The sequence below is a fragment of the Chryseobacterium vaccae genome, assembly GCF_009602705.1.
Taxonomy (GTDB): domain Bacteria; phylum Bacteroidota; class Bacteroidia; order Flavobacteriales; family Weeksellaceae; genus Chryseobacterium; species Chryseobacterium vaccae.
Window position 1 is genome coordinate 1,029,120 of record NZ_VSWH01000001.1, and the last position, 27,000, is coordinate 1,056,119.

18 protein-coding genes and 1 CRISPR repeat array are annotated in these 27,000 nt (G+C 35.8%); of the genes, 6 read left to right on the forward strand and 12 right to left on the reverse strand.

Annotation, left to right across the window (positions count from 1 at the left end; translation table 11 throughout):
• Positions 1 to 67 precede the first annotated feature (67 nt).
• From ychF to typA, 6 genes are all read right to left on the reverse strand, one after another.
• Entirely contained in the window at positions 68 to 1,159 is a 1,092-nt protein-coding gene (ychF, locus tag FW768_RS04745) for a redox-regulated ATPase YchF (protein WP_153393085.1), read from the reverse strand.
• 402 nt (positions 1,160 to 1,561) lie between these two features.
• Positions 1,562 to 2,113 (reverse strand): ferritin, encoded by a 552-nt coding sequence (locus FW768_RS04750; protein WP_153393088.1) that lies wholly within the window; start codon positions 2,111 to 2,113, stop codon positions 1,562 to 1,564.
• 555 nt (positions 2,114 to 2,668) lie between these two features.
• Positions 2,669 to 4,273, reverse strand: coding sequence for a glycoside hydrolase family 10 protein (locus tag FW768_RS04755; RefSeq protein WP_153393091.1), 1,605 nt, complete (start codon positions 4,271 to 4,273; stop codon positions 2,669 to 2,671).
• A 148-nt stretch (positions 4,274 to 4,421) separates the two neighbouring features.
• Positions 4,422 to 5,837, reverse strand: a complete 1,416-nt coding sequence (locus FW768_RS04760) for an MFS transporter (RefSeq protein ID WP_153393094.1) — start codon at positions 5,835 to 5,837, stop codon at positions 4,422 to 4,424.
• Between the two features lie 34 nt (positions 5,838 to 5,871).
• A complete protein-coding gene (locus FW768_RS04765; RefSeq protein ID WP_153393097.1) occupies positions 5,872 to 7,206 on the reverse strand; it encodes a DcaP family trimeric outer membrane transporter in 1,335 nt (444 codons plus the stop codon).
• A 349-nt stretch (positions 7,207 to 7,555) separates the two neighbouring features.
• Positions 7,556 to 9,361, reverse strand: a complete 1,806-nt coding sequence (gene typA / locus FW768_RS04770) for a translational GTPase TypA (protein ID WP_153393100.1) — start codon at positions 9,359 to 9,361, stop codon at positions 7,556 to 7,558.
• A gap of 385 nt (positions 9,362 to 9,746) precedes the next feature.
• On the opposite strand from typA, the gene FW768_RS04775 reads away from it, so the two are divergent.
• Together FW768_RS04775 and FW768_RS04780 are read left to right on the forward strand one after the other, a co-directional pair.
• Positions 9,747 to 10,673: a glycosyl hydrolase family 28-related protein gene (locus FW768_RS04775; RefSeq protein WP_153393103.1), complete on the forward strand. Its 927-nt coding sequence runs from the start codon at positions 9,747 to 9,749 to the stop codon at positions 10,671 to 10,673.
• A gap of 264 nt (positions 10,674 to 10,937) precedes the next feature.
• Positions 10,938 to 11,558 (forward strand): hypothetical protein, encoded by a 621-nt coding sequence (locus tag FW768_RS04780; RefSeq protein WP_153393105.1) that lies wholly within the window; start codon positions 10,938 to 10,940, stop codon positions 11,556 to 11,558.
• A gap of 43 nt (positions 11,559 to 11,601) precedes the next feature.
• On the opposite strand, the gene FW768_RS04785 is transcribed toward FW768_RS04780, so the two are convergent.
• Complete coding sequence (locus tag FW768_RS04785) at positions 11,602 to 11,856, reverse strand: DUF1294 domain-containing protein (protein ID WP_153393108.1); 255 nt, start codon at positions 11,854 to 11,856, stop codon at positions 11,602 to 11,604.
• 84 nt (positions 11,857 to 11,940) lie between these two features.
• Here FW768_RS04785 and FW768_RS04790 point away from each other — a divergent pair, with 84 nt between their 5' ends.
• Both FW768_RS04790 and FW768_RS04795 read left to right on the forward strand, forming a co-directional pair.
• Complete coding sequence (locus FW768_RS04790; protein WP_153393111.1) at positions 11,941 to 14,358, forward strand: hypothetical protein; 2,418 nt, start codon at positions 11,941 to 11,943, stop codon at positions 14,356 to 14,358.
• A gap of 41 nt (positions 14,359 to 14,399) precedes the next feature.
• Positions 14,400 to 14,588: a hypothetical protein gene (locus tag FW768_RS04795; protein ID WP_153393114.1), complete on the forward strand. Its 189-nt coding sequence runs from the start codon at positions 14,400 to 14,402 to the stop codon at positions 14,586 to 14,588.
• A 32-nt stretch (positions 14,589 to 14,620) separates the two neighbouring features.
• Here the strand turns inward: FW768_RS04795 and FW768_RS04800 are convergent, their stop codons facing one another.
• Both FW768_RS04800 and FW768_RS04805 read right to left on the reverse strand, forming a co-directional pair.
• Positions 14,621 to 15,298 carry a YceI family protein gene (locus tag FW768_RS04800; protein WP_153393117.1) on the reverse strand — a complete coding sequence of 226 codons (678 nt, stop codon included), beginning with the start codon at positions 15,296 to 15,298 and terminating at the stop codon, positions 14,621 to 14,623.
• A gap of 206 nt (positions 15,299 to 15,504) precedes the next feature.
• Complete coding sequence (locus FW768_RS04805; protein ID WP_153393120.1) at positions 15,505 to 16,308, reverse strand: GLPGLI family protein; 804 nt, start codon at positions 16,306 to 16,308, stop codon at positions 15,505 to 15,507.
• Positions 16,309 to 16,497: 189 nt separating this feature from the next.
• Here FW768_RS04805 and FW768_RS23805 point away from each other — a divergent pair, with 189 nt between their 5' ends.
• The gene (locus tag FW768_RS23805) at positions 16,498 to 16,623 is read left to right on the forward strand and encodes a hypothetical protein (RefSeq protein WP_262885769.1); all 126 of its coding nucleotides are present in this window, start codon (positions 16,498 to 16,500) and stop codon (positions 16,621 to 16,623) included.
• 41 nt (positions 16,624 to 16,664) lie between these two features.
• Positions 16,665 to 19,561: direct repeats of the CRISPR family, unit length 47 nt; unit sequence GTTGTGAATTGCTTTCAAAAATTATTATCTTCGTGATTAGTCACAGC.
• Between the two features lie 57 nt (positions 19,562 to 19,618).
• On the opposite strand, the gene cas2 is transcribed toward FW768_RS23805, so the two are convergent.
• Genes cas2 through cas9 form a run of 3 tightly spaced genes read right to left on the reverse strand, consistent with a single transcriptional unit; the run spans position 19,619 to position 24,662 of the window.
• The gene (cas2, locus tag FW768_RS04810) at positions 19,619 to 19,957 is read right to left on the reverse strand and encodes a CRISPR-associated endonuclease Cas2 (protein ID WP_153393122.1); all 339 of its coding nucleotides are present in this window, start codon (positions 19,955 to 19,957) and stop codon (positions 19,619 to 19,621) included.
• The gene (gene cas1 / locus FW768_RS04815) at positions 19,954 to 20,847 is read right to left on the reverse strand and encodes a type II CRISPR-associated endonuclease Cas1 (RefSeq protein ID WP_153393125.1); all 894 of its coding nucleotides are present in this window, start codon (positions 20,845 to 20,847) and stop codon (positions 19,954 to 19,956) included. The genes cas2 and cas1 overlap by 4 nt, the downstream gene beginning before the upstream one ends.
• A 5-nt stretch (positions 20,848 to 20,852) precedes the next feature.
• Positions 20,853 to 24,662 (reverse strand): type II CRISPR RNA-guided endonuclease Cas9, encoded by a 3,810-nt coding sequence (gene cas9, locus FW768_RS04820; RefSeq protein ID WP_153393128.1) that lies wholly within the window; start codon positions 24,660 to 24,662, stop codon positions 20,853 to 20,855.
• A 214-nt stretch (positions 24,663 to 24,876) separates the two neighbouring features.
• On the opposite strand from cas9, the gene FW768_RS04825 reads away from it, so the two are divergent.
• Complete coding sequence (locus FW768_RS04825; RefSeq protein ID WP_153393131.1) at positions 24,877 to 27,000, forward strand: Tex family protein; 2,124 nt, start codon at positions 24,877 to 24,879, stop codon at positions 26,998 to 27,000.

Here is a 27,000-nt window from a genome sequence, read left to right on the forward strand (position 1 = left end):
ATGAATGCAAAAAACGCTCCCAAATTCATGGAAACGTTTTTTAATTATAACGAACTTTAATATTTTCTTATACGTTGAATCTGAAATGCATAATATCACCGTCTTTTACGATATATTCTTTCCCTTCTACGGAAAGTTTTCCGGCTTCTTTTATCTTCACTTCTGAACCGTAAGTAACGTAATCTTCATATTTAATTACTTCTGCACGGATGAATCCTTTTTCGAAATCTGTGTGAATTACCCCTGCAGCCTGAGGAGCTGTCCATCCCTGTCCTATGGTCCAGGCTCTAACCTCTTTTACTCCGGCTGTGAAGTACGTCTGAAGTTTCAACAGGTCATATGCTTTTCGGATCAGACGGTTTACTCCCGGTTCCTGAAGGCCAAGTTCATCAAGGAAGATTTCTCTTTCTTCAAAAGTTTCCAATTCATTGATGTCTGCTTCAATCTGAGCAGCTAAAACTACTACTTCAGCCCCTTCATTTTTAGCCATTTCTTCGATTTTACCAATCCATTCGTTTCCGTTTTTGATTGAATTTTCGTCTACGTTACAAACATAAAGAACAGGCTTATTTGTCAAAAGCTGCACTTCACCGATAATTGATTTTGCAAAATCATCTACAGCAAATTCTCTTGCATTTTTTCCATCTTCCAGGAATTTCTGCAGATTCTGAAGGGTTTCATAGGTAAGAATATCTTCTTTTTTCCCTGACTTAATGAATTTTTTAGCTTTTTCAACAGCTTTACCTACCGTTTCAAGATCTTTCAATTGCAGCTCGATATCGATAATTTCTTTATCTCTTAACGGGTCTACAGATCCTTCAACGTGAACGATATTTCCGTTATCAAAGCATCTTAAAACGTGGATGATGGCTTCACACTCACGAATATTGGCAAGGAACTGATTTCCCAGTCCTTCTCCTTTGCTGGCTCCTTTTACGAGACCTGCAATATCAACAATTTCCACAACAGCCGGCAAAACTCTCTCTGGCTTCACTATTTTTTCCAGTTCAAACAATCTCTGGTCTGGTACAGATACCGTTCCTAAGTTCGGTTCTATGGTACAGAAAGGATAGTTTGCTGATTGAGCTTTTGCGTTGCTTAAACAGTTAAAAAGGGTTGATTTACCTACATTCGGAAGGCCTACGATTCCACATTTCATATTGTAAAATTCAAAGTTTTAAGGTTTAGGTTTAAAGTTCAGTACATTAGGTTTAAAGTTTTCTTAAGACTTTTTGCTGCATTAATGAACCTTGAACTTTAAGCGTGCAAAGATAGTGATTTTAGAATGAGTTTCATAATAAAAAAATCTGCCAAATTCTGACAGATTTAAGTAATGTTCATCGGGAATAAGAATTTCTGGTTTATAAAGATGTGAAGCTGGGGGCAGGAAGAGGGAAGCAATTGAGGTTATAAATCATAAGTTTTTATCCTTTTTAAGACAATTAAATTGTATATGATCATTAATAATTATAAACAAAATTAACTTCCTGTCTCCCTCTTCCTGCTCAAGCATCTTAACCTTAAGTCCAATCTGAAATCAGGTTAAATTTATTCAAAGGTTTTATGGATTATTCCCCGTGGCTTCCTGAGCCAGCGGCACGTCATTTGGTGCATCCTGCAGAACTCTGTCCAGTGTAAATAAGGACTCGTCTGTAGCACGGTCGCCACCTGCAATTTTTAATTTATCAATCAGATTTTGGGCCAATGTTTCCTCTTCAATCTGTTCCTGAACAAACCATTGCATAAAGTTCCATGTTGCCCAGTCTTTTTCTTCCAGTGCCAGATCTACAATTTTATAGATGGCCGTAGTGTTATCTACCTCATGTTTGAAAACACCGTCAAAGCAGGCTGATAGAGATTCAGGATCAGCTGGTGGTTCGGGAATAGCCTCTACTTTAGGTTTTCCGCCTCTGTTCAGAATGTATTCCATGAATTTAATAGAATGATTTCTTTCTTCCTGTGCATGCCTGTATAGAAAATTGGCAATTCCCTGATATCCTTTATCATCTGCCCAGATTCCGTAAGATAAAAAAACGTGTGATGCGTGAATTTCTTTGTTCATCTGAGCACTCAATGCTTTTTCCACATTGGTGGAAAGTCGGTTAGTATTCATAATGTTATATTTTGGTGATTATGGAATTTATCATGCAAAAATGGTTCCGATAAAGCATTTATGGTAAACAAAATTAAATCAACTACTATTATATCCTATTGAATTTCATCATTTTACAGTGATAATTTATAGTTATTCTAAAATAAATTGGCTGGTTCTCCCGTATTACCGTTTCAGTAAGCTGGCTGTTTTCAGATCTTCTCTCAGCTTTATAATGTAAATAAAACAATCAAATCAGAAAAAAGCGATGGCATCCCTACTTTTGAAGAGAAATTGAAAATTTCATCTAATGGGCTAAAATTGTGAATATTGGAAAACGCGGGGCGCAAAGCATTTTAAACTGTTATACGCATTTTAAGGCGCAAGAAAACCCAAGGTTTTCAGCCAGCTTTTATTCTCAATTAATCATTTAATTTATTGTGAGTGTATACATAAAAAATCTGCTTTATTTGCGGGAAAACTCTCACAGATAAAGCAGATTGAACGGATTTATCATGAAGCAAACAACTTTCTGAATTTTGAATTATTCAATAGTTTTGCTTTTTTTAAGCAGGTTTATTTCACTTTCCTTGCTGAATAATCACTTTCGTTTCCTAGCCTGTCTACTGCTTTTATGGCCACAGCATTCAGTTTTTGTCCGTTTTTATTCTTCGGAATATCTTTAGAAAGGGTGTCAAGTGTGAGAATTTCAGTTTCCCAAACACCATTGTATTGAGTGAAAAGAATCCATTGGAAGACATCTCCTATATTTTTCGTACTCCATCTGGCCTGAGCGGCATTTCCACCATCTGTAATAAATAGAGTGGGAATTTGTAACGGATCTGCTTTAATCCATGGAGATTTCGGAACCAGAGCTTTTTCTTTGTAAGGTCCATTTTTCAGAACAGGAAGCATATTGGGATTTTTGGTAAGCCCGGCAATACTCCAATGTATTTCTCCGGCATCATTCTTTAAGACCTGCCTGGAAATCTCGATCTGATTTTTAATTTCAGTGGGACGGTCTGCTACCTTTATTTCAACGGTATTTAATCCCGGCCATACGTGGCGGTTCATTACATTTTCTGACTTCCACCAGTTCAGCAAAGCTTCAAATCCCTGTCCTTTAGAATCAATCGGCCAATACAGCTGTGGTGAAAAATAATCTACCCAGCCTTTATTCAGCCATAATTTAGCATCTGCATACAGTTCGTCATATTGGGAAGATCCTACGATTCCGGCAGGATAGCCAGGCTTCCAGATTCCGAACGGGCTGATTCCGAATTTTACATAGTTTTTTTCGGCATGAACTTCTTTATAGATTCTTTCTACAAATTTATTGACATTATCTCTTCTCCAATCTGCTCTGGATAATGTTCCCCCGTTTCTCAGATATTCATTCCATGATGCATTATCAGGAAAGTCTGCTCCTCTGTTATAAACGGCATAAGGATAAAAATAATCATCAAAATGAACGGCATCAATATCATATCTTTTCACAATGTCTTTTACTACATTGGAAACATGTCCCTGAGTTCTTGGATTTGCCGGATCAAACCAATACATTCCGTTCTTCAGCTTCACTACAATATCAGAGAGTTTACTGGCCATTGAATGCCCATTCACACTTCCTCCGTTTGAGTGATGAGCACGATAAGGATTTAACCATACGTGAAGCTCTAATCCTCTTTTGTGAGATTCTTCAATCCAAAATTGCAGGGGGTCGTAATTTGGATACGGAGGTGTTCCGGTCTGCCCGGTCAGGAAATACGACCAAGGTTCAATACTGCTGGTGTATAAAGCATCTGCAGAGGGTCTTATCTGAAAGATGACAGCATTGAAGTTATTTTCCTGAAGCATATTCAACATACTGATTGCTTCAGCTTTTTGCTGCTCAACCGATAAATTATTTCTTGAAGGCCAATTAATGTTTGCCACACTCGCAATCCAAGCTCCACGAAATTCACGCTTGATTACTGGAAGATTCACTTTAAAATCTTCTTCACCTAATGCTGTCGCAATAGGCGGAACTTTTGCAGGATTCGGAGCTTTAACCGTGTTATTTGATGACTTTACTGTTTTTGTCGTTTTGGATTTAGGTCCGTTTTCCCTCACAGCACAAGAAATGCTGAAAGATGCAAAGAAACCTAATATGCAGACTAATTTTATTTTAGTGATTTTCATAAAATGATATCAAGAAAGAATTTCTGAGTTGTAAAAGACAAAACTAATGATATAAAGATAATTTCAAAAATCTTACACTGTAAAATTTAGTTAAAAAAAAGGTGCAGAAAATTTCTGCACCTTAATTAAATGTAAATGAATGGATAATTTAAACTTCTGAAAGACTTTGGTTTGCCTTAGCATTCACTGTATCTACATTTTCTTCTTCGGTAAGATCTGTTTTGTAGGTTTCAGGAACAAACAAAATATTGACAATAATTGCAATAACAACCAATAAAACCGGATAAGCCAACCCAATGAAAGGAGTCAAAGCAACGCTTACCACAAATGAAGTCTTAATAAATTCAGTTACAAAGGTTGTCGCCCCACCGATAAAGCCGTTCCCCATGTTTTGAGCAAATCCCATACTTGTATAACGGATTTTGGTTGGGAAAATCTCAAGCATAAATGCACCTAAAGGTCCATAGGTTGCTGCTCCGGCTACAGAAAGAAGGAAACTGATTCCCATAATCTTTAAAGTTGCGGCAGTGCTGATGGCATGAACTTCCGTTAAGCCATCCGGATTTCCGATTTTCATAAATAAATAGAATGAGGTTGGAATTAAGATTAAACTTGAAATTAAACCGCCAATCAGTACTTTTTTCCGTCCGATTTTATCACTTAAAGCTCCAAAATATTGGTAGAAATAAGCACTGAACAAAGTAACAACACCTGTAATCATTAAAACTGTAGTTTCTTCTAATTTCACAGCACGCTGCATGAAGAAAAGCGTGACGAAAAGGCTGGTCTGCATTACAGAACTTTGTGCTGCATTACCTCCGAAAATAGCTTTCAGCATCAATTTAATATTTCCTTTTGTGGTAAACGCTTCTTTTACTGGAGCTTTACTTGTTTTTCCTGCTTTTTTAAGCTCTTCAAAAACCGGACTTTCATGAAGTTTTTTTCTGGCGAAATAACTTAAAAGAACCAAAACTGAACTTAATAAAAATGGAATTCTCCATCCGAAGCTATTGAAATCTGTTTCAGACATCATTGTTCTTGTCACGAAGATTACACTTAAACAAACCAAAAGTCCGATAGGAACCGTTGCCTGAATAAAACCTGTGTAAAATCCTCTTTTATTTGCCGGTGCGTGTTCTGCAACGTAAATTACAGCACCTGCATATTCGCCACTGATAGCTAATCCCTGCATTAATCTGCAAACTAAAAGTAAAATTGGAGCAGCCCAGCCAATGCTTGAAAAATTGGGAATACACCCAATCAGGAAGGTTGAAGCTCCCATTAAGATTAATGAAAGAAGGAAAGAGTATTTTCGTCCAATTTTGTCACCAATATTTCCAAAAATAAGTGATCCAATTGGTCTGAACATGAATGATGAAGCGACTACGGCCAATGTTTCTAAGAAGTGGGATGACCCGTCAGCAGGGAAAAGGTTTACCGAAAGTGAACCTGCCAGAATAATTGCCAGAAACATATCGTACCATTCGATCAAGGTTCCTGCAGATGACGCAATAATAACAGTCAGAATGCTGTTTTTTTGCTTTGATTGTGTTGTAATATCCATTTTAATTTTTCGTTTTAATTTTTAGAAATCATTTTTAGAACATAAAGAAAGTCGCGACGTGGAAGCGGTTGTTTCGTGCATTGTATTCGTTTCCGATACCTCTTCCGTTGCTTTGAGCATTTCCCCAGGTGGCTACTGTATTCTCAACCTCAAATCTCAGACGAATTGCTTTGCTCAAAATCCAATCAACACGCGGAACCACTCTCCATAAATGATCAACACTTCGCCCTCCTGGAGTTGCAGAAATTGCGCCCCAAGAAGAAGTTACACCATAAGTTGTCGCTACTCTTCCTTCAACAGGATCATTAGCACCCATGTTTTTCACATAACCTGCGAAAAGTCCGAATGCCACTTTTTTAGCAGTTGTCTGTTGAAAATCAATCCAACCGCTTCTTGTATTCATTGTTCTGAAAATATCTGCCTGTCCCGGTGCTGCATAGCCTATGAAACCTCCCAGCATCACGAGTGATGCAGAGTTTTGCCCCATCATTGCAGATGCACTGATTGTCAAAGGTTTTGTGATTGCTTTTGCGTATGCCATTGCTGTAAAGCTTTTCACACGGTTATTGTTCACGATTGGCGGTGTTCCTGAAGACAGTTGTGGTCTTAACTCTTCGTATTGTGCGGCAATTCCAGCAACAAATTTTGAAGATTTATATTGAAACTGTAAATGAGTCGAAGGCATTCCGCTGTCTCGGTAAGGTGTGGTGTTTGGGGTAAAATCACGCTGCGAGTTGATAGCGGCAATTACTTTAAATTTATCTGAAAGTTTATGTGTCAATCTTACCTGAGGATTTCTGTTTAATGCAAAAATCGGAGAACCTGTACTGTAGTTAACCACATTCGGAAGACAGTCAAGAATTACCATTGGATGCCAGTACTGCCCTACTCCAAGCTGTGTTTTTTCCCAGTCTAAAGTAATGTATGCATGTCTTAAACGAAACTCGTTGATTCCGCCTTCTGTGGCACCAAAAAATTCACCTTCCAAAATACCTGCTGTTTTTGCTCCTAAAACATCCGGACCTTTTACATTGATACCCGCTCGTGAAACGACTGAAAGCATATGAAATTTTGGGGAATCGTTGATATCCTCACCATTCACATCCAGTGCACGATCTCTTGGATAAAGCGGAACGATGTTTTCTCCTGCACCAATGTTTTGTCTGGTATCGTAGAAAATATCATTTCGGATGAAACCATAAAAGTCAACTTTTACTTTTGCTTCTTGAGGTTGAGCCACAATAACTGGCTTTGCACTAACTAAAGAGTCATTAATTGTTTTGTCTGATGTATTTTGCTGTGCATTTCCCAATATTGAAACACTCAGCAAAGCACCAGCTAAAGTGCGTTGTAAGAATTTTCTTTTCATATCTAAGTTTTTTTCAGTGAAGCCCTTATTGCTTCATTTCCAAACATACAAATTTTATTAAAACTAACAAGTGTTAGTTAGTATAATTAATAAAATGTATTTATTAAAATCATATGTTAAATTGAATTAAAGCAATGAAATTCATAAAAATACAAATCAAAACATACTGAAAACTCACACTTTACAACAAATAACAATTAAATTCAAAATAAACGGATTAACTATATTAAGTTTGCAAAGTTTTTTAAAAACAGTAATAAAAATATTTGAAAACTGACAAAAATCATAAATATGAGCATAAAAAAAGCCCCGAAAAATCGAGGCTAAATTATAATTTAAGAATTTCAGATTAAGCTTTTGCTGATCTTTCTACTCTTTTTCTTTCTTCTTCAGAAAGAAGTTTTTTACGCATTCTGATGAAGTTTGGAGTTACCTCGATACATTCATCATGCTGAATATATTCCATACACTCTTCAAGAGAGAATAAGATTTTTGGAGCAACACCTGTATCTTTATCTTTTCCAGAAGCTCTCATGTTGTTCAACTGCTTCGCTTCTACGATGTTTACAACAAGGTCGCCTGGTTTATTTTGTTCACCGATGATCATCCCAGCATAGATTTCCTCACCTGGATCTACGAAGAATTTACCTCTGTCCTGTAATTTAGCAATAGAGTATTCTGTTGCCGGACCTTGAGTTTTGCTGATTAACACCCCGTTGTTTCTTCCAGGAATAGCTCCTTTGAAAGGCTTATATTCTGTGAAACGGTGTGCCATAATAGCTTCCCCCGCAGTAGCAGTCAACATCTGAGAACGTAATCCGATTAATCCTCTTGAAGGAATTTCGAATTCCATATGCTGCATTTCTCCTTTCGTTTCCATAATGTGAAGATCTCCTTTTCTCTGAGTAGCTAAATCGATTACTCTTGAAGCGAATTCTTCAGGAACATCCACTACCAAGGATTCATAAGGCTCACATTTTTCACCGTCAATTTCTCTCAGGATTACCTGCGGCTGTCCGATAGTCATTTCATACCCTTCTCTTCTCATTGTTTCAATTAAAACAGATAAGTGAAGAATACCTCTACCGAATACAAGGAACGTGTTTGCATCATCAGTCTGCTGAACTCTTAATGCTAAGTTTTTCTCTAATTCTTTTGTTAATCTTTCTTTCAGGTGATTAGACGTAACATATTTACCGTCTTTACCGAAGAAAGGTGAATTGTTGATAGAGAACGTCATGTTCAATGTAGGCTCATCAATTGCCGTTCTTTCCAATGGTTCAGGATTTTCAAGATCAACGAAAGAATCACCAATCTGGAAAGCATCAAAACCTACTACGGCACAGATATCACCTGCCTGTACTTCGGTTACTTTTTTCTTTCCTAATCCTTCGAAAACATAAAGTTCTTTTACTTTACCTTTCAACACTTTACCATCTGCCTGAGCAAGACCAATCCACTGAGATTCTTTGATCTCTCCTCTTGTTACTTTCCCGATGGCAATTCTTCCTAAGAAAGAAGAGAAATCTAAAGAAGTAATCTGCATCTGAAGGTTTCCTTCTTCTACTTTTGGAGCAGGAACGTATTGTAAAATCCCGTCTAATAGTGGTAAAATATCTTCGGTCTGCTCTAATGAAGTGTTGAACCAACCTTGTTTTGAAGATCCGTAGAATGTAGGGAAATCAAGCTGTTCTTCAGTAGCTTCAAGGTTGAAGAATAAATCAAATACCTGATCGTGAACTTCGTCCGGACGGCAGTTTGGCTTATCTACTTTATTGATTACCACTAATGGTCTCAATCCTAATTCCAGAGCTTTCTGAAGTACGAATCTTGTCTGTGGCATTGGTCCTTCGAACGCATCCACCAATAGAATAACTCCATCAGCCATTTTCAATACTCTTTCTACTTCTCCACCGAAATCGGCGTGACCAGGAGTATCAATTACGTTAATTTTTGTGTCTTTATAAGTAACAGAAATATTCTTGGATAAGATGGTGATCCCTCTTTCTCTTTCAAGATCATTGTTATCCATAATTAATTCCCCGCTTTCCTGATTTTCACGGAAAATGTTGGTAGCGTGAATGATTTTGTCAACCAGAGTCGTCTTCCCGTGGTCAACGTGTGCGATAATCGCAATATTTCTAATGTTTTGCATATAGGATTTTTACGGGTGCAAAAATAGTGATTTTAAATGAATTAATTAAAAAGTTTATGCAATATTTAACAATTTCATAATGAGAAAATTAGATAAAATCCTTTTAAAATCTCCGGAAAAGGGATGGGACATCAGGTTCTGTTATTTCTTTATTTTACCGTTTGTACCGATAATTTCATGCAACTATAGGATCAATCTACCCGGAAAATACTTTGAATATTTGTATTGGATGTTCATTTTTTTTATCTCTATAAATTTCAAATATTATTTTAAAAAATTCAATGATAATATAACACGTCAAGTTCTGTCGCTGTCTCCTATTACTTTTGTCTCAGAAGTTTTCCTGCAGGAAACGGAATAGTAATAACATCAAAAAAAACAAAAAATGGCAACAATTGAATTAAATGATCCCTTCACCGGAGAGTGGACTGTTTTTACGGAAGCAACCCATAAATATGACGGAACTCTTATTACAACAGGTAATACAGATGATATTATTTATAAAAATGTAAACAATGTATTTTACCGCAGAGTACTTCCCAATGACACTGTAAACGTAAGATGGTTTGGAGCTTCCGGAGATGGAAACACCAATGATACTCAGGCTGTACAGAATGCTTGCAATATCAGAAAAAACATCTATTTTCCCGAAGGTATTTACCTTGTAAATATTGAAGTAAAACACAAAGCCAAAATATTTGGAGCTAGCAGCAGCACTACCTTTATAAAACCTTATGATTATAATCAACCTGCTATGATTTTAAATGACCAAAAGGCTCCTTACTGGCAGTATGCAACAATTATTGAAGAATTAACTTTCGAAGGCGGAAATCAAACAGATTGGAAAGGCTATGGTATCAGTATGGCTAAAGCTCACGAATCAGAATACAGTTCTCAGGATGAATTCAATGGTAATATCACTTTCAGGAATGTAGATTTCAAATTTTTTAATAAGGGATTACAGGGGTTATTCGGAAACATTGGAATGGATTTTTATTCTGTGGGAATTCATCATAATAAATACGGGATGTATTTTCTTGATAATAAATTTGGAACCAATCTGGATATTATGCATGCTGGTAATAAGTATTTTTATAGCGGTGAAATATCCGGAAATGAAGTAGGTATATATATTCATAATGAAACGGAAGGGTTTGGAGGAGTAACTTTCAGTAATGTTATCTTTGAGCACAATGATATCAATACCTATATCAACGGTAACAATGCTATTACTCCAATTGTTATTGAATCGTGTTGGAATGAAGGATCCGGGACTGTCAAAAAGACTACTCCTATATCAATAGACACATGATCCGGCAACACAAAGGGGTAGAAAAACATTAATCCGCACACTCATATTTTTGAAGGAAAAAACTTAAACTGTAACGTAAATAATTCATTTGTATCTGATTATTATATCAATGGAGAGAACATCATTGTAAAAGCTACAAACTGTTATACAGAATCTAACATCGGAGTTAACGCTGCAGAGTCAAAGGTTGTAGGGTACAATAGTAATTTAATTTTATATCGACCTTCCACAATTTTCGGTCTTCCTAAAAATGACAATATTATCTTGGCAGATAGTCTTGATTACAGCCGGACAGTACACATCAATAATAACAGCAACAGTGCTGTTACGCGTCCAGCCATCAGCACGCCGAGATTTAACAAAGTTGGAAATATCAAAAATAAATTAAAATCTGTAACCCTGGAAACCTCCGAAATTCTTACAGGTAATCTGGCTCCGGTAACAGGAATGGTCGTAAATGATGGTGTTATTTTTGAAACATGTAATCAGTTCAACATTCCTTTTCCGACTTTGCCATCAGGCGGTGATCCTAACTATGTTACAAGCTATATGCGACTGGAAAACAGCCTGGTAAATACTCATCCAAACAAAGGAGGATATTATGTAATCACTTTTGACATGAAAGTTAATTCCGGTGATCCTACTTTTTTTGTGTGGAATGAAAATGAATATCAAGTCATGCAGTATACCCCAACAGTCAAAAATAAATGGCAGACCATCGTAGGTTATGCTTCAGCAGATCCTTTGGACACTCATCTTAGCTTTTTTCTGGATATATCAGCTCTGGCACCAGTAGACATCCACTTATCAGCCTATCAGGTTTTAAGATTTGACACTTCAATTGAAGCGAAATCGTTCCTGGAAAGTAAAGTATTTGCTTTGTAAATGATCATAAAAAGCTCCCCAAAAAAGGGAGTTTTGTCCTTTTTCAATGCCTCATCAACCTATACAGCAGCACCAAATCAATTAAAACCACCAGAAAAAACTTGACAAGAAATGATTTTTTTGAAGTTTTATGATTGAAAATGATCATTCCTGAAGCAGCTCCTATGATTCCTCCCAGAAGTGAAAGTCCTAAAAGGGCATTTTCAGAGATCCGTCTTTTATGGCTTTTAGAAAGATACTTATCATAACCGTAAACAATGAATACGATTATGTTTATAAGAAAGAGATACAATAACATTCCACAAAAATACTTGTTCTGGAAAAACAAATAATGTATTTTTAGTCATTATTAAAAAAAAAATTCAATCAGTAAATAAACAAGATGTCAAAAAAACTAATACTATTATTTACTTTAAATGTATTCATGGGCCTTTCAGCTCAGGATAAAGCAGAATTGGCCATCCAGACCCTTGAAGAAAAATATCCTCAGGAAAAAATACATTTATTGCTGAATAAAAGCAGCTATTTAGCAGGAGACCATATATGGTTCAAATCTTTTGTATTTGATGGATACACTCCTTCTGATATTTCGACCAATCTTTTCGTAGAATTATATGACAGGAATAAAGTACTCATTGATAAAAAACTAGTTCCTTTATTCGATGGTCAGGGCAACGGAAGCTTCACTCTTCCTGAATCTATGAAAGAAGACGTGTATTATATGAGAGCCTATACTACCTGGATGACTAACTTCAGTGAGGGCTTTCAACTGGTAAAAGAGATTCCTGTCTATAATCCGGCTTCTCCTGAAAAACTGGAGCTCAACATCAATTCTCCATGGACAGCTTCTGTTTACCCTGAAAGCGGTACATTTATCAACGGAATCAATACAAAGCTTGCTGTAAGAATACAATCTAAAGGGGCTATGCCTTCCAGTTGGAATGGTTATGTTGTTGATACGGCAAAACCCGATGAGAAGATTGCAAGTTTTAAAGGTTTTGATGAAAATGTAGGCTCATTCCGAATGACTCCCCAAAGCGGTAAAACATATAAACTCTTTGTAGAGGACGCAAAAGGAAACCAGCAAAGCATTAATCTTCCTGCTGTTTCATCTTCCGGAATTAATCTTCAGGTTGAAAGCAGGACAGATGGTATCAAATATTCATTAAAATCAAAAAACATAGCTAATCCCAGTACTTTTTACAAAGTTATAGGTACAATTAATAATCAGTTGGTTTTTAAGTCTGTCATCAATACATTATCTGACGAAAAAGTGTATACGATACCTGCCGGACAACTTGTTAACGGAATTCTCCAGATCATTGTTATTGATGACAAGGATGCTGTTATTACCCAGAGACTTTGCTTTGTAAAGCCTGACCAGCTAAAAGTGAAACAGCCTACCCTGTCTTCTTCATTAAATGAAGCCCCGCGTGCTTTAAATTCTTTCAAAATAAATACAGATAATAGTGTGTCTCATTATACTGTAGCTGTGGCGGATGGCCGTTTTCAAAGTACAGAAGACGACAACAGCCTTTTAAGCACATTATGGCTTACGGGAGATATAACTTCGAAACTGTCTTCTCCTTATCAGTATTTTACAAAAGGGCATAATTCCGATGCACTGGATGCTGTTCTAATTTCTGAAAAATGGAAAAGATTTGACTGGAAATCTGTTATGGCAGGAGATTTCCCGATCATCAGAAATAATCCGGAACAATATATTTCTTACAAGGGAAAGGTATCTGTATTAGGAAAGCCGGCCCCTAATGCCACTTTAAACTTAATATTTAACACAGAAAAGCAAAGCATGGGCCTTTATCCTGTGAAAACAGATGCGAATGGATTCTTCACATTGGGCGGACTGATTTTTCACGATCTGTTTAAATTTCATTATCAGTTAAATGGAGAGAATAAAGAAACCAAAGTTCCTAAAGAGCAGGTTCAGGTTATTTTTCAGCCCAATTATAATTTTGTCCCGTACAGAAGCAGCCTGCCTGAAAGCAGATACATTCTCACGAAGCGCTTACCCAATGATCCTCTTCCTGAAGAGATTACCCGCTCCATAACTACAAAAAGCAATCAGAAATTGATTAATGAAAAAATAATCAATATTCAGGAGGTAAAATTAAGAGCACAGAAAAAAGACCTGACCAAGAAACTCAATGACGAATTAAGCAGTCCTTTATTCAGGAGCAGTAATGAAACCGTATTTGATTTTGTTAATGATGAAGGTAAAGCTCAGGGACACACGAATGTGATGCAATGGCTGCAAGGCAGGGTTGCAGGTCTTCAGATACAGCAAAGAGAGGGTGCTTTTGTTCCTTTAATCAGGGGGGCCCAGCCTATGATCTATCTGGATGAGATGATTATTAGCCCTGAGCAGATTTCATTTCTTTCCATGTCTGATGTTGCTATGGTAAAGATTATCAAAGACTACTTCATGGGAGGATTTGGCGGTGGATCCGGCGGTGCTATTCTCATCTACACCAAAAGAGGCGGAAGCCAGGGGAAAATCCCCACTTCTGAGATGTTTACCCAGCTCAAGCAGGTTTCACTCAGAGGATATGACAAGCCTGAGCTATTTAATAACCTGGACTATTCAGGCGGAGCATTTAACCGTATTCAACAAGACAGCCGAAGCACTCTTTACTGGAACCCAGCCTTTGATGTGGATTCCAGCGACGATTCTTCTATTAAATTTTATAACAATGACGATGCTAAAAATTACCGGATCATTATTATGGGATTCGATAAAGAGAGTAATCTTCCTTTATATTATAATGAAATCGTTAAATAATCTGAATTTGGATTAAGGAAACTGAGATTAAAGGTTGGAAGATGGAAGAATGGAAGATGGAAGTTACTTCCGGTTACAGGTATTTGAAGATCACTGTAAAATCAAATCACTTTAAAAAAGATCAACATGTATTATGGATGACCTTCAGAACTTCTCTCGAACTGAGATTAAATAACAAGGATTTTCCATTCAGAAATATCCGGACAAAAAAAACCGCTTCAGAAAAATGAAGCGGTTCTTTGTTATGTATAATCTGATAAGCTTATTTCTTAGCCTTTACATCCACAGCAATCTCGATATCCTTGCTAATCATCCATTCTGCAGGATCTGCTTCTGAAGTACCGAATTTGATTCCCCAGTCAGCTCTGTTTACAGTGAATTTAGCCTGAACAGCTGCTGTACCTTCAGCTACATCTACTTTAGCAGGGAAAGTTACGTTCATTGTTTTTCCTAATAAAGTAAGGTTTCCGCTTACTGTTTTATTAGCTCCTGCTACGGCATCTTTAGGGGCTTCTTTAAGATCAGCTACGCTTGTGATTTTAAAATCTGAAACCGGATTTTTTTCAACGTTAAAGAAATCTTCATTTTTTAAGTGGGCTACAAGATCTTCAGGTTTTTTATCTTTTTCAGTTACTGAAGCCGGATCAACTTTCAGAGACTTCATATCAATTACGAAGTTTCCTGCAGTAACCTGTCCTCCTTCAACACTTAAATCCCCTGATTTTACATTAAGTGTACCCCAACGTGGAGCAAAACCTCCTTTATGGAAAGCTTTCCAGTTTACGATAGAAGCCACAGTATCCACTGCCAACACTTCTCCTTTGCTTTCTGCAACAGTCTGCTCCTGAGCTGCACCCGGAGTTTCCGCTGATTTTTCTTTATTACATGATGCTGCAAGCAATCCTACTCCTACTAATGCAATTACGCTAAGTTTTTTCATACTATTTAGTTTGTTTAAAAAATTTTCTTTACTTAAAGTTTAAAAATTCAAAATCATCAATTTTGAGATTCCAAAAATAGAAAACCTCATCCTATTATCACCTTAACATACATCAAGAAATAAATTTATTGCTCTGATTTTTCTAATAAGGCAAGTAAAACAGTGAAAACCTTTATCAGATATCTCGATGATTTCAGCTCTATTCTTTATTTATACTCCACTTTATGATTCAGTTCTATAGGGTTATTTTGTGCGCGGATATGTTTCTTCATCATTTCTCTCATCTCTCTTAAATCAGTTTTCACGACATTTCCTGCCTCATCATAGTTGGTAATAGCAGATGGTTTTACGGCAGAAAGCGGATCACTGTAAAAGTCGCTCTGAAGCTTTTCATAATCGCTCCACGCAATCATTTTTTCAATTTTTGCAGGATACAGCTCTTTCCAGTTGGAGTTCTTTACCTGAACCAAATTAAACTGAAAATCGGATTTTTCATCATTTATTTTTACAATTAATCCGGGTAGCCCTTTAAAAATATAAGGTCCGTCAGAAATGGCTATATCTGTGGTAAACCATGCTTCCCAGTTTCTTCCTCCATAACTTACTTCAGCTTTCTGACAGTTATAGCTGCCGATCATTTGTTTCTCATCTGAAATTTTCCAGTCAAGCTGGTCTGTAATATCAATAGCATATGTTTTATATACTATCGGAACAAAAACATATCTTTTGGTTTCATTAGACGTGAAATTCTTTTTGACATATAGCTGTCTGTTATTAAATTGGGTATCATATCCTTCAGGAGTTCCTCTCTTTACCCTCAATGAATCTGATCTCCTGAACTTGTTGGAACGAAACAGGGACTCCTTTTCCCTTACGTCCAGATAATAGGTAAGTTTTTCAGTTTTGGTGCTGTCTGAGTTCGGTTTGTATCTCAAATCATAAATAAAGCTTGAATTCTGTCCGAAAAGGAATGAAGAAAATAAAATGAGAATAATTAAATGTACTTTCATGAGTTATTATTTAATAGTTTTTATGGTTATCGTTTATAAAGAAACTGGCTGCCTGGACAAAAATAATTTCATAATAATAGGCAGTTTGTAAGTGCTACAGGCGGTTTGTTGTAATGATCTTTATCACATTCCGGCTGATCTCACTTCTGTTTCATTAAAAAGTATTTTTTTTGCATCAAAAATAAAGCCATGAAAAAAATTCTATTCCTGTCCCTCACTGCCAGCCTGCTTATTTCCTGTAGTTCCTACATTGACGAGCCGGTAATCATTACAGATCCTGTAAAAGAAATTCTTCAAAAATTATTATCTTCGTGATTAGTCACAGCTCAGCAAGAGAAATTTAATGATCTTCTGGTGCTGTGAAGAGCCTTCAAAATTTATTATCTTCGTGATTAGTCACAGCATAGCTAACGAGAAATTATCAGGTGATATGGCTGTGAATTGCTTTCAAAAATTATTATCTTCGTGATTAGTCACAGCCTTCCGGGAGCGCTGACGTTAAATAATCGTGTTGTGAATTGCTTTCAAAAATTATTATCTTCGTGATTAGTCACAGCTCTTTGAGCAGTAGTGCTGCAACAGTTCAAGTTGTGAATTGCTTTCAAAAATTATTATCTTCGTGATTAGTCACAGCGCCTCAGTATTAGCATCGAAAACAATTTGCGTTGTGAATTGCTTTCAAAAATTATTATCTTCGTGATTAGTCACAGCTCCAGGGCGGTAGACAACATGGCCGTTGTTGTTGTGAATTGCTTTCAAAAATTATTATCTTCGTGATTAGTCACAGCTCTTTGAGCAGTAGTGCTGCAACAGTTCAAGTTGTGAATTGCTTTCAAAAATTATTATCTTCGTGATTAGTCACAGCGCCTCAGTATTAGCATCGAAAACAATTTGCGTTGTGAATTGCTTTCAAAAATTATTATCTTCGTGATTAGTCACAGCTCCAGGGCGGTAGACAACATGGCCGTTGTTGTTGTGAATTGCTTTCAAAAATTATTATCTTCGTGATTAGTCACAGCCTGGCCCCAGTTAAAATGGTTCGTCTGAATGTTGTGAATTGCTTTCAAAAATTATTATCTTCGTGATTAGTCACAGCAGCATTCCAAAAGGACTGGTAAATAACTACGTTGTGAATTGCTTTCAAAAATTATTATCTTCGTGATTAGTCACAGCAGCTTTTAAGTGTACCGATACTGTAGGCGGGTTGTGAATTGCTTTCAAAAATTATTATCTTCGTGATTAGTCACAGCAAATAGATTTCATTTCATCAGCCGTATCACGTTGTGAATTGCTTTCAAAAATTATTATCTTCGTGATTAGTCACAGCGCTGAGTTCACCATTAGCACAAACAGTTCTGTTGTGAATTGCTTTCAAAAATTATTATCTTCGTGATTAGTCACAGCTGACATAGAATTTCATTATGATTGTACCTGGTTGTGAATTGCTTTCAAAAATTATTATCTTCGTGATTAGTCACAGCAGAAGCGTCTTGCACCTGCTCAAGCGTTCCGTTGTGAATTGCTTTCAAAAATTATTATCTTCGTGATTAGTCACAGCTATTTCCGGCTGTTCGCATCCATCGTAATAGTTGTGAATTGCTTTCAAAAATTATTATCTTCGTGATTAGTCACAGCTTGTCGTCGTGTATTCTGTACCAAATCATAGTTGTGAATTGCTTTCAAAAATTATTATCTTCGTGATTAGTCACAGCAATAATTCTTCAAACCTTTTCAGAAAACAAGTTGTGAATTGCTTTCAAAAATTATTATCTTCGTGATTAGTCACAGCAATTCCATTTGGCGAACTCATTATCGATTGGTTGTGAATTGCTTTCAAAAATTATTATCTTCGTGATTAGTCACAGCAGATATAAAAAAAGCAATGGAAAGCAATGAGTTGTGAATTGCTTTCAAAAATTATTATCTTCGTGATTAGTCACAGCTTCTTTTTAAACCTCAACGCCTTTTGATAGGTTGTGAATTGCTTTCAAAAATTATTATCTTCGTGATTAGTCACAGCAATTAAATTCTACTTCAGAGCTTTCTTCCTGTTGTGAATTGCTTTCAAAAATTATTATCTTCGTGATTAGTCACAGCTCCCAATGCTTTTTCTTTTTGTTTGATCCTGTTGTGAATTGCTTTCAAAAATTATTATCTTCGTGATTAGTCACAGCATCAAACTTATCAATTTCATACCCTTCTGGGTTGTGAATTGCTTTCAAAAATTATTATCTTCGTGATTAGTCACAGCGAGAAAAGAGGTCAAAACATTAAAGGTAAAGTTGTGAATTGCTTTCAAAAATTATTATCTTCGTGATTAGTCACAGCTTTTCCAGTTGTGAATGATTTGCCCTTGTGGTTGTGAATTGCTTTCAAAAATTATTATCTTCGTGATTAGTCACAGCGGGTTTAAGTTTTGTAAGGCTTAAACAATAGTTGTGAATTGCTTTCAAAAATTATTATCTTCGTGATTAGTCACAGCCAACCTTTCCGTTGGAAATCATGTGCAGCCGTTGTGAATTGCTTTCAAAAATTATTATCTTCGTGATTAGTCACAGCTTCTAGCATTTTCTTCTGCGACTGCCTTTCGTTGTGAATTGCTTTCAAAAATTATTATCTTCGTGATTAGTCACAGCATGGGGTAAATGTTGATCATTGTAAGTAAGGTTGTGAATTGCTTTCAAAAATTATTATCTTCGTGATTAGTCACAGCTTTTATGCTCAGCATTAGACATATCATATTGTTGTGAATTGCTTTCAAAAATTATTATCTTCGTGATTAGTCACAGCTTAGAAAAGTATTAGGACTTGGAACTATTAGTTGTGAATTGCTTTCAAAAATTATTATCTTCGTGATTAGTCACAGCAATATTATATTCTATTTAGTCCTGGCATTAGTTGTGAATTGCTTTCAAAAATTATTATCTTCGTGATTAGTCACAGCCGTTTTCTATGTAAGTGTCTTTGAATTGGTCGTTGTGAATTGCTTTCAAAAATTATTATCTTCGTGATTAGTCACAGCTTCTCCTATTCTGTCCTTTTTGTAAAAACAGTTGTGAATTGCTTTCAAAAATTATTATCTTCGTGATTAGTCACAGCTATTCACTTTGTAACTTGGGCTGAAACCAAGTTGTGAATTGCTTTCAAAAATTATTATCTTCGTGATTAGTCACAGCCATAATCTCTTTGTTTTGTTTCTTTGCTTCGTTGTGAATTGCTTTCAAAAATTATTATCTTCGTGATTAGTCACAGCCTCAAAAAACAATCTGCTGAAAATCAGCAGATTGTTTTTGTTTTTAGGATTTAAAAATTAGAATAATTCAAGCTGTTGAAAGGTTGGAGGGGGTTCTTCTTTATTTCTGGCAAAGAATATCTCAATATCTCCAAACTGTTTGTCGGTAATGCACATAATAGCTACTTTTCCGGCTTTTGGAAGCATGAATTTTACTCTTTTAATATGAACCTCAGCATTTTCACGACTAGGACAATGCCTTACATACATTGAAAACTGAAATAACGTAAAACCATCATCAAGCAAAGATTTACGAAAGCGGCTAGCGTCTTTCATATTGGCTTTAGTTTCTGTCGGCAAATCATATAATACTAAAACCCACATAATTCGATAAGCATTAAACCTTTCGGCATTCATATCAGTTCAGGATAAGAGATCAGGCGTTTTTCTCCCGTATAACATTTATACAGTGATGTGGCTGTTGTTTTTACGGCTACCAGTAATGGTCTGGTTTTATCATCTATTTTCACATCTTTGGTCGCAATCTGTAAGATAAAAGCTTTAAATTCTTTAGTTAAATCTTCCGTTTCTGAATGGATTGCAAGCCATTGCATTACCAATAAATCGACAAAAGGGCGATAAGGCTCCATCAGATCATCGGCAAGACAATAAGGATTATATTTATTTTTATGAAAAACTCCGAGAACGGGAAGCAATCCGGTCTCTACAATCGCTCTTGCCACAATGCTTCTGAGAACCGAATACCCAAAATTAAAAAATTGATTAGGCGAATCTCCAAAACGCTGCCTCAGAAAATCCAGACTGATGAGGTATTTCCAGTAATGTTGTGCTGCAATACCTTCCATATTGGTAACATCACCGCTTTTCACGTTATTCTGGTAATCAATCATCGGTTCGTAATAATTTCCTAAGCGTTTTAAAACTTCTTTTTGGTTTTCAATTTTACATTCTACAGTTTGTTTCCAAAGTTGTTTTTTGAGAGGTTCACTGGCTTCTAATTGATCTTTAATCCGATCAGAATGTTCAGTGTGTCCATAAAGCGGAAGCATAATTCCATGTGGTAAATGATGACCATCACAACTCACCACTACTACATTGTTTCCCATCATTTTCTGAATCAATTGATGTGAGATCGTAATCTGGAAGTGATCCAACATCAATAATCCCAAATCTTCCACCGGAACTTTACCCTTCATTTCTTTAGTGGAAGGCTCTAAAATATACATCTGTTCATCTTTAAGTTTAAGATAAGCAGGGTTACCGATGTAGATGGAACGGGTGATCATAATTATTATTCTCCTATTTTGGTAATTTCTCCTAAATGATTCAATCTGACTTTTATTGGATTTAAAGAAAATAAAGAGCCTAAACTTCTAATATTATAAAGTCTTTTACTTTCTTTAGCTCCATCAGTTTTCTTTAAATCAGAATTTTTAGTTTCTAAATGATGCCTGAACCAATAATTATTTTCAGAAATACTCCATACCAAATACAAATATTTACTCAATAAAGATTTATCATTATTTTTTCTTGCTTCATCAAATTCATCTTGCGATAAACCCAGAATAAACATTTCATTTTGCTGCATACTGAACTTCAAATTGAGTTTATCAGCTGGTAATTTATTCAAAAATGATCCTGGAAGTTCTTTATCTAATAATTGGCTCCAAACATCTGATGAATTTCCAATAACAGCAGGAATATTATATTTTTTCCTTTCTACTGCATGCCAAAATGTACAACTGTGCTGAACAAGCTTATTATCTTTATCTTCATAAATGGCGATATGATGATTATTTCCTGTCAGAACAAAGCCTATATCTTTACCATCTTTGTCTTTCTTAATTGTCTGTAAATTATTAGCATCGGGACGGGCAAACAAACGGACTGTTATAATCGGAATTTGTTTTTCCTCATTAAACCAAAGGATATCTTTGAAAGCTTCCTTTTCCTTATTTCCAAATTGAGCAAGTCTTTCTTTTACCAAAAATTTTACTTTTTCATCAACAATATCATCGGCTTGACTTGCTTTTAAATTTTGTAATTTATATTTCAATACCGTTGCATCATTGTAACAAGATGCTTTTTCTAGAATTTCAGAATTTTCTTCGTTTAAAAAGATTGGATTTTTCTTTAATGTTGATAAAGCCTTTTTAGAATTATTTTCATTTTCTGAAAGCCTTGTTTCAACAAGATTTTTAATCCCTGGATTTACAATTTTATCTGAGTTTTCAAATAAATATTTTAAAGGTTTATCATTCTCAATTACTTTTATTTTCCCATAAACAGATTGTTCATGTAAAGCTCCTCTTGGAACAATCACACCTGTCGCTTTATTTTTTCCTGTCGCTTTAAATTTGGTTATTGTTGCTACTTTTTTACCTGCTTTAAAAGAAATTAAAACCCTGTCTGCTTCTTGCATCACTTCTTGTGTACTAAAAGGTTTCTGAGTTTTTAGATACTTTTCTAAAAGTGTAGTTTTTTCATTAAATTCTATTTTAGCTTCCTCAACTTCTTTTACCATCAAATCTTTTGTTTCACTCGAATTCAAAGTATTTATCCTATGAATAAAACTTTGTCTTGTACAGGCAATTACCAAAGCATCAATCGCGTGATGACGATGATCATCTCTTTTTGTCCAGTTTTCGATTTCTTCTTTTTGATGTTTTCTTTTTCCGTGTTCGCTTGTCCACTCTTTGGTGACGGTTTGTCCTAATTCTTTGTATTTAGGCATTTGAAGATTCATTAAAACATCATCCCAACCCCATAAATTACGGAGTTTTGCAGTCACTCCACCTTCTGTTGTTGTTACATTATTGCATATTTTATGTAAAATATCCCTTGATTTGCGAGAAATATATTGAGTATCCCTCAATTGTCTGTCAATGAAATTTTCCCAAAGCTTTTTATCTGTTTCCGTTTCTTTTCCAAGTTTCTTTCTTTCAAGATATTCTTTATGTGAAACTTTCAGCCTTTGCATTTTACTGTAAGAGATAATTCCTCTCTTGAACCAGTCATCCACCCGTTCCGAATATACCCTAACCTGTTCATCGCCTTTTGTCGCAATGTAATCGTACGCAGTTTGATTCGTTTTTGTTGAGTTGCATTTTCGATGAACCAAAACTTTGTTGGTCTGAGAGTCATCAAACAATAAAGCTTTCGGTACAATATGGTCAACATCATAAGCATCTCCACTTAAAGCTTCTGTTAAATTGAAGATTTCTCCACAATAAATACATTGATTATTGACGTGAGCATCTTTCAGATTTTTACTAAGTGATGGAAATATGAACTTATATTTTTGAATGTACCGTTTGGTTTCAGGCAAGCCTAATTCAATCAGCCTTTTTCCGATTTCTTCATTAAGTTTTTTATTTTTAGAATTTTGTAAATCGGTCTCGTTTCGCTCGTCTTTACTTTGTTTAAGCTCACGTGCAAGTTCAACTCTAATTTCAGATGGTTTTCCGTATTGCTCAAGAATTGCGTTAACCACATTAATCATCTGGTTCAGAATTTTCTCAACAATAGGTTGTCTCAAACTATTTTTAGGAAGAAGCTCTAATCGGCTTAAAGTAATTTGTTGTTCTTTTTCTTCTTTCGTCAGAGAATTGGAATGATTATAGCCCGCTAAGCTACAAGATTGAGAATAATTATAGCCTTCCATCAGAAAAGGAAGAATTTTTCTCATCGATTTATTCGATTTATTTCCGAAAGCCTGTTTATTAAAATCGATACTAGATAACTTTTCGGCAACTTCTTCATCAAAATCAAATCTTTTAATTAAAGCATTTTTACATTCATCTAAATCCTTCAGAGAATAAATGGTATGCCACAGTTGATACAACGGCTCTCTTTCCAATGATGCATCAAGTTCAAGTCCTGCTCTTTCTTCAAGAATTTCTCCTGTCCTCTTATCTACCAATATCGCAGTATAATTTGAAGTAATGATAGATACATCAAAATTCAAAAGTTCATTATCGCCTAAAACACTATGAAGAACTGCATATGTTTCATTTCCTTTAATGCCTTTCAGGATTTGCTTGTTCACATATACATTTTCTCTTTTTAATTCTAAAATTTCGAGAAGTTTAGTAAAGCTTAAATTTTCATTTTTAAATAAATAATCTGCTAAAATTTCCTTCTCCTTTAAATCCGGAATTTTTTCACCCCATTTATATTTGCTTCCTTCTGGATTTTTTATTTTTAATGTAATTGTATTCACAACTTCCCAGATTCGGCAAAGCTGAAACAATGGAGACGTTTTAGGAGCAACTTTTGGCCCGACAAATACCAATTTATTTTTGTTTTTTCCCTTATCAAAAATAGTTTTCTCAAAGCCTTCAAATTCACAGATACTCACTAATCCTTTTTGAGATTTCAATTTCCTTTGAAAATAAATGATTTCATTTCTTAATTGATGAACCACCTTATCTGTAAGAAAATCGTGTTTGTCTTTTTGAGCATTAATAATAGTATCAAACTCTTCTATATAAGCTTCTCTTGGATAAACTTCTTCTTTGATTCTGAAATACTGCTGATTATTTTTGTCTGAAAACGCGTTAGAAAGTCCTTCATAAAAATACTGCCCAATAGTCTGATTTCTGTCTTTTAACTGAGCGTAACGTCCTTTTACCGCCTGAACGTAATCTGTATCTTTTTTGTCGGAATTAGCCTCACTTCTGGCAGACTTATAACCTCTTTTCTGATTAAGCATATAGAGAATACGCCCTAATTGTTCTGCAGAAATATTTTCATTAGGATTAGCAGAATCACTTCTCAGTTTCCATAAATCAAGCATTGGAAGTTTCAATAATTCTTCTGATGGGAAGATATTGTATTTTTTTAGAATTTTCTTTAAATCACTTTTCTTTAATTGTTTTCTATCATATCCTTTTCGCTGAGTACGGCTTACTGTTCTACTTTGATTTTTTGTGATTGACAAACCTCTTTGAAATTCTTCTTTATCACTTGTTGACAAAGGAATTATTCTGGAGCCCATTGCAATAATGCGAATAGGAATATTATTTTCATTAACCTCTATTAAGGCCCAGCCAATGGAGTTGGTTCCCAAGTCTAATCCAAGTATATTTTTAATCATCATTCTAATTTTTGATACTACATAAAAATAGAAATAAAAAAAACATCCGAATTACGGATTTCCATAATTCTATTAAAGATTTTTTCTTCTATATTTGTATTAATAATTTTGAAAAGCAATTCACAATAAGGATTATTCCGTTGTGAAAACATTCAAGGCGGGGCAACTCGCCTTTTTTCGTTTTAAAATCCTATTTTAGCCATCCGAAAACAGAACAATGACGACCGTAGAATTTATACAGAAGCAGCTCAATATTTCTGAAAAGAGCATCAACAATACATTACAATTATTAGCAGAAGACTGCACCATTCCTTTTATTTCACGGTACCGGAAGGATAAAACCGGGAATCTGGATGAAATACAGATTGAGCAGATTGCAAAGATCAGTAAACAGTTTGATGAGATTATAAAGAGAAAAGAATCTATTTTAAAATCTATTGAGGAACAGAATGCTTTAACGCCTGAGCTTCGTCAAAGGATTGAAGAGAGCTATGATCTACAGGAGCTGGAAGATTTATACCTGCCTTTCAAAAAACGGAAGAAAACCAAAGCAGATGCTGCTAAAGAAAAAGGATTGGAACCTTTAGCCAAAATCATCATGAGTCAGAAAAACAATGATGTTCTGTTTCTGGCTTCAAAATATATCAACAATGAAGTTTCGTCTGAGGAAGAGGCTCTTCAGGGCGCCAGAGATATCATGGCAGAATGGATTAATGAAAATATGTACGTCCGTAAGAATCTCCGCCGGATCTTTCAGCGTAAGGCTGTAGTAACCTCTAAAGTGGTAAAAGCCAAAAAGGATGAGGAAGAAGCCCAAAAGTTTTCGCAATATTTTGAATGGGAAGAAAACCTTGGCAGAACTCCTTCCCATCGACTTCTGGCTATGTTAAGAGCCGAAGCAGAGGGTTTTGTGAAAACAAACGTCAGCATTGACAAAGAAGAAGCCATCGATTTCATTGAAAAAGCAATTATCAAATCCAATAACGAAAGTTCTGAGCAGATTGCTCTTGCTGTAAAAGACAGCTATAAAAGACTTTTAGAACCTGCTATTTCCAATGAAGCATTGCAGGAGGCTAAGGAAAAAGCTGATCAGAAAGCCATTCAGATCTTTTCTGAAAATTTAAGTCAGTTACTTTTAGCACCGCCTTTGGGAGAAAAAAGAATTCTGGCTATTGATCCCGGTTACAGAAGCGGATGTAAAGTCGTTTGTCTGGATGAAAAAGGAGATCTCCTCCACAATGAAACCCTCTACCCTCACGCTCCGCAGAATGAAAGCGGAATGGCCATGAAAAAGATCCGTTCTATGGTGAATGCTTACAACATTGAAGCCATTTCCATCGGAAACGGAACAGCAAGCCGTGAAACAGAGTTCTTTATTAAAAAAATCGCTTTTGACAGGCCGCTACAGGTTTTTGTAGTTTCGGAAGCCGGAGCATCTGTTTATTCGGCCAGTAAAATTGCAAGGGATGAATTTCCAACCTATGATGTGACGGTGCGTGGCGCTGTTTCCATCGGAAGAAGACTTTCCGATCCTTTGGCAGAACTGGTAAAAATTGATGCAAAATCCATTGGTGTTGGCCAATATCAGCATGATGTAGACCAAACCCAATTGAAGAGCGAACTGGATTCCACGGTAATGAAATGTGTAAACTCTGTGGGTATTAATTTAAACACAGCCAGCAAATCGCTATTAAGCTATGTTTCCGGAATCGGAGAAAAAATGGCTGAAAATATCGTTACTTACCGCGCTGAAAACGGAGCTTTTGAAGACCGGAAGCAGCTTAAAAAAGTACCAAGACTTGGAGAAAAAGCTTTTCAGCAGGCCGCTGCATTTGTCAGAATATCCAATGCTAAAAACCCTCTGGACAATTCTGCCGTACACCCTGAAGCGTATGGAATTGTAGAAAAAATGGCTAAAGATCTCGGTATTAAAACCAATGAACTGATTGCCAATAAAGAAAAAATTGCTTTGGTAAAACCAGAAAACTATATTACCGGAGAAATCGGAATTTTAAGTATTAAAGACATCCTGAAAGAGCTTGAAAAACCGGGACTGGATCCACGAAAAGCAGCTAAGGTTTTTGAGTTTGATCCAAATGTAAAAAGCATTAAAGATTTAAAAACAGGAATGATCCTTCCGGGGATCGTCAACAATATTACAGCATTCGGATGTTTTGTAGACCTTGGAATCAAAGAAAGCGGACTGGTTCATATCTCCCAGCTGAAAGACGGCTTTGTATCTGATGTAAACGAAGTGGTGAAACTTCACCAGCATGTAAAGGTAAAAGTAACGGAAGTGGATGAAGCGAGAAAAAGAGTTCAGTTAAGCATGATTTTGTAG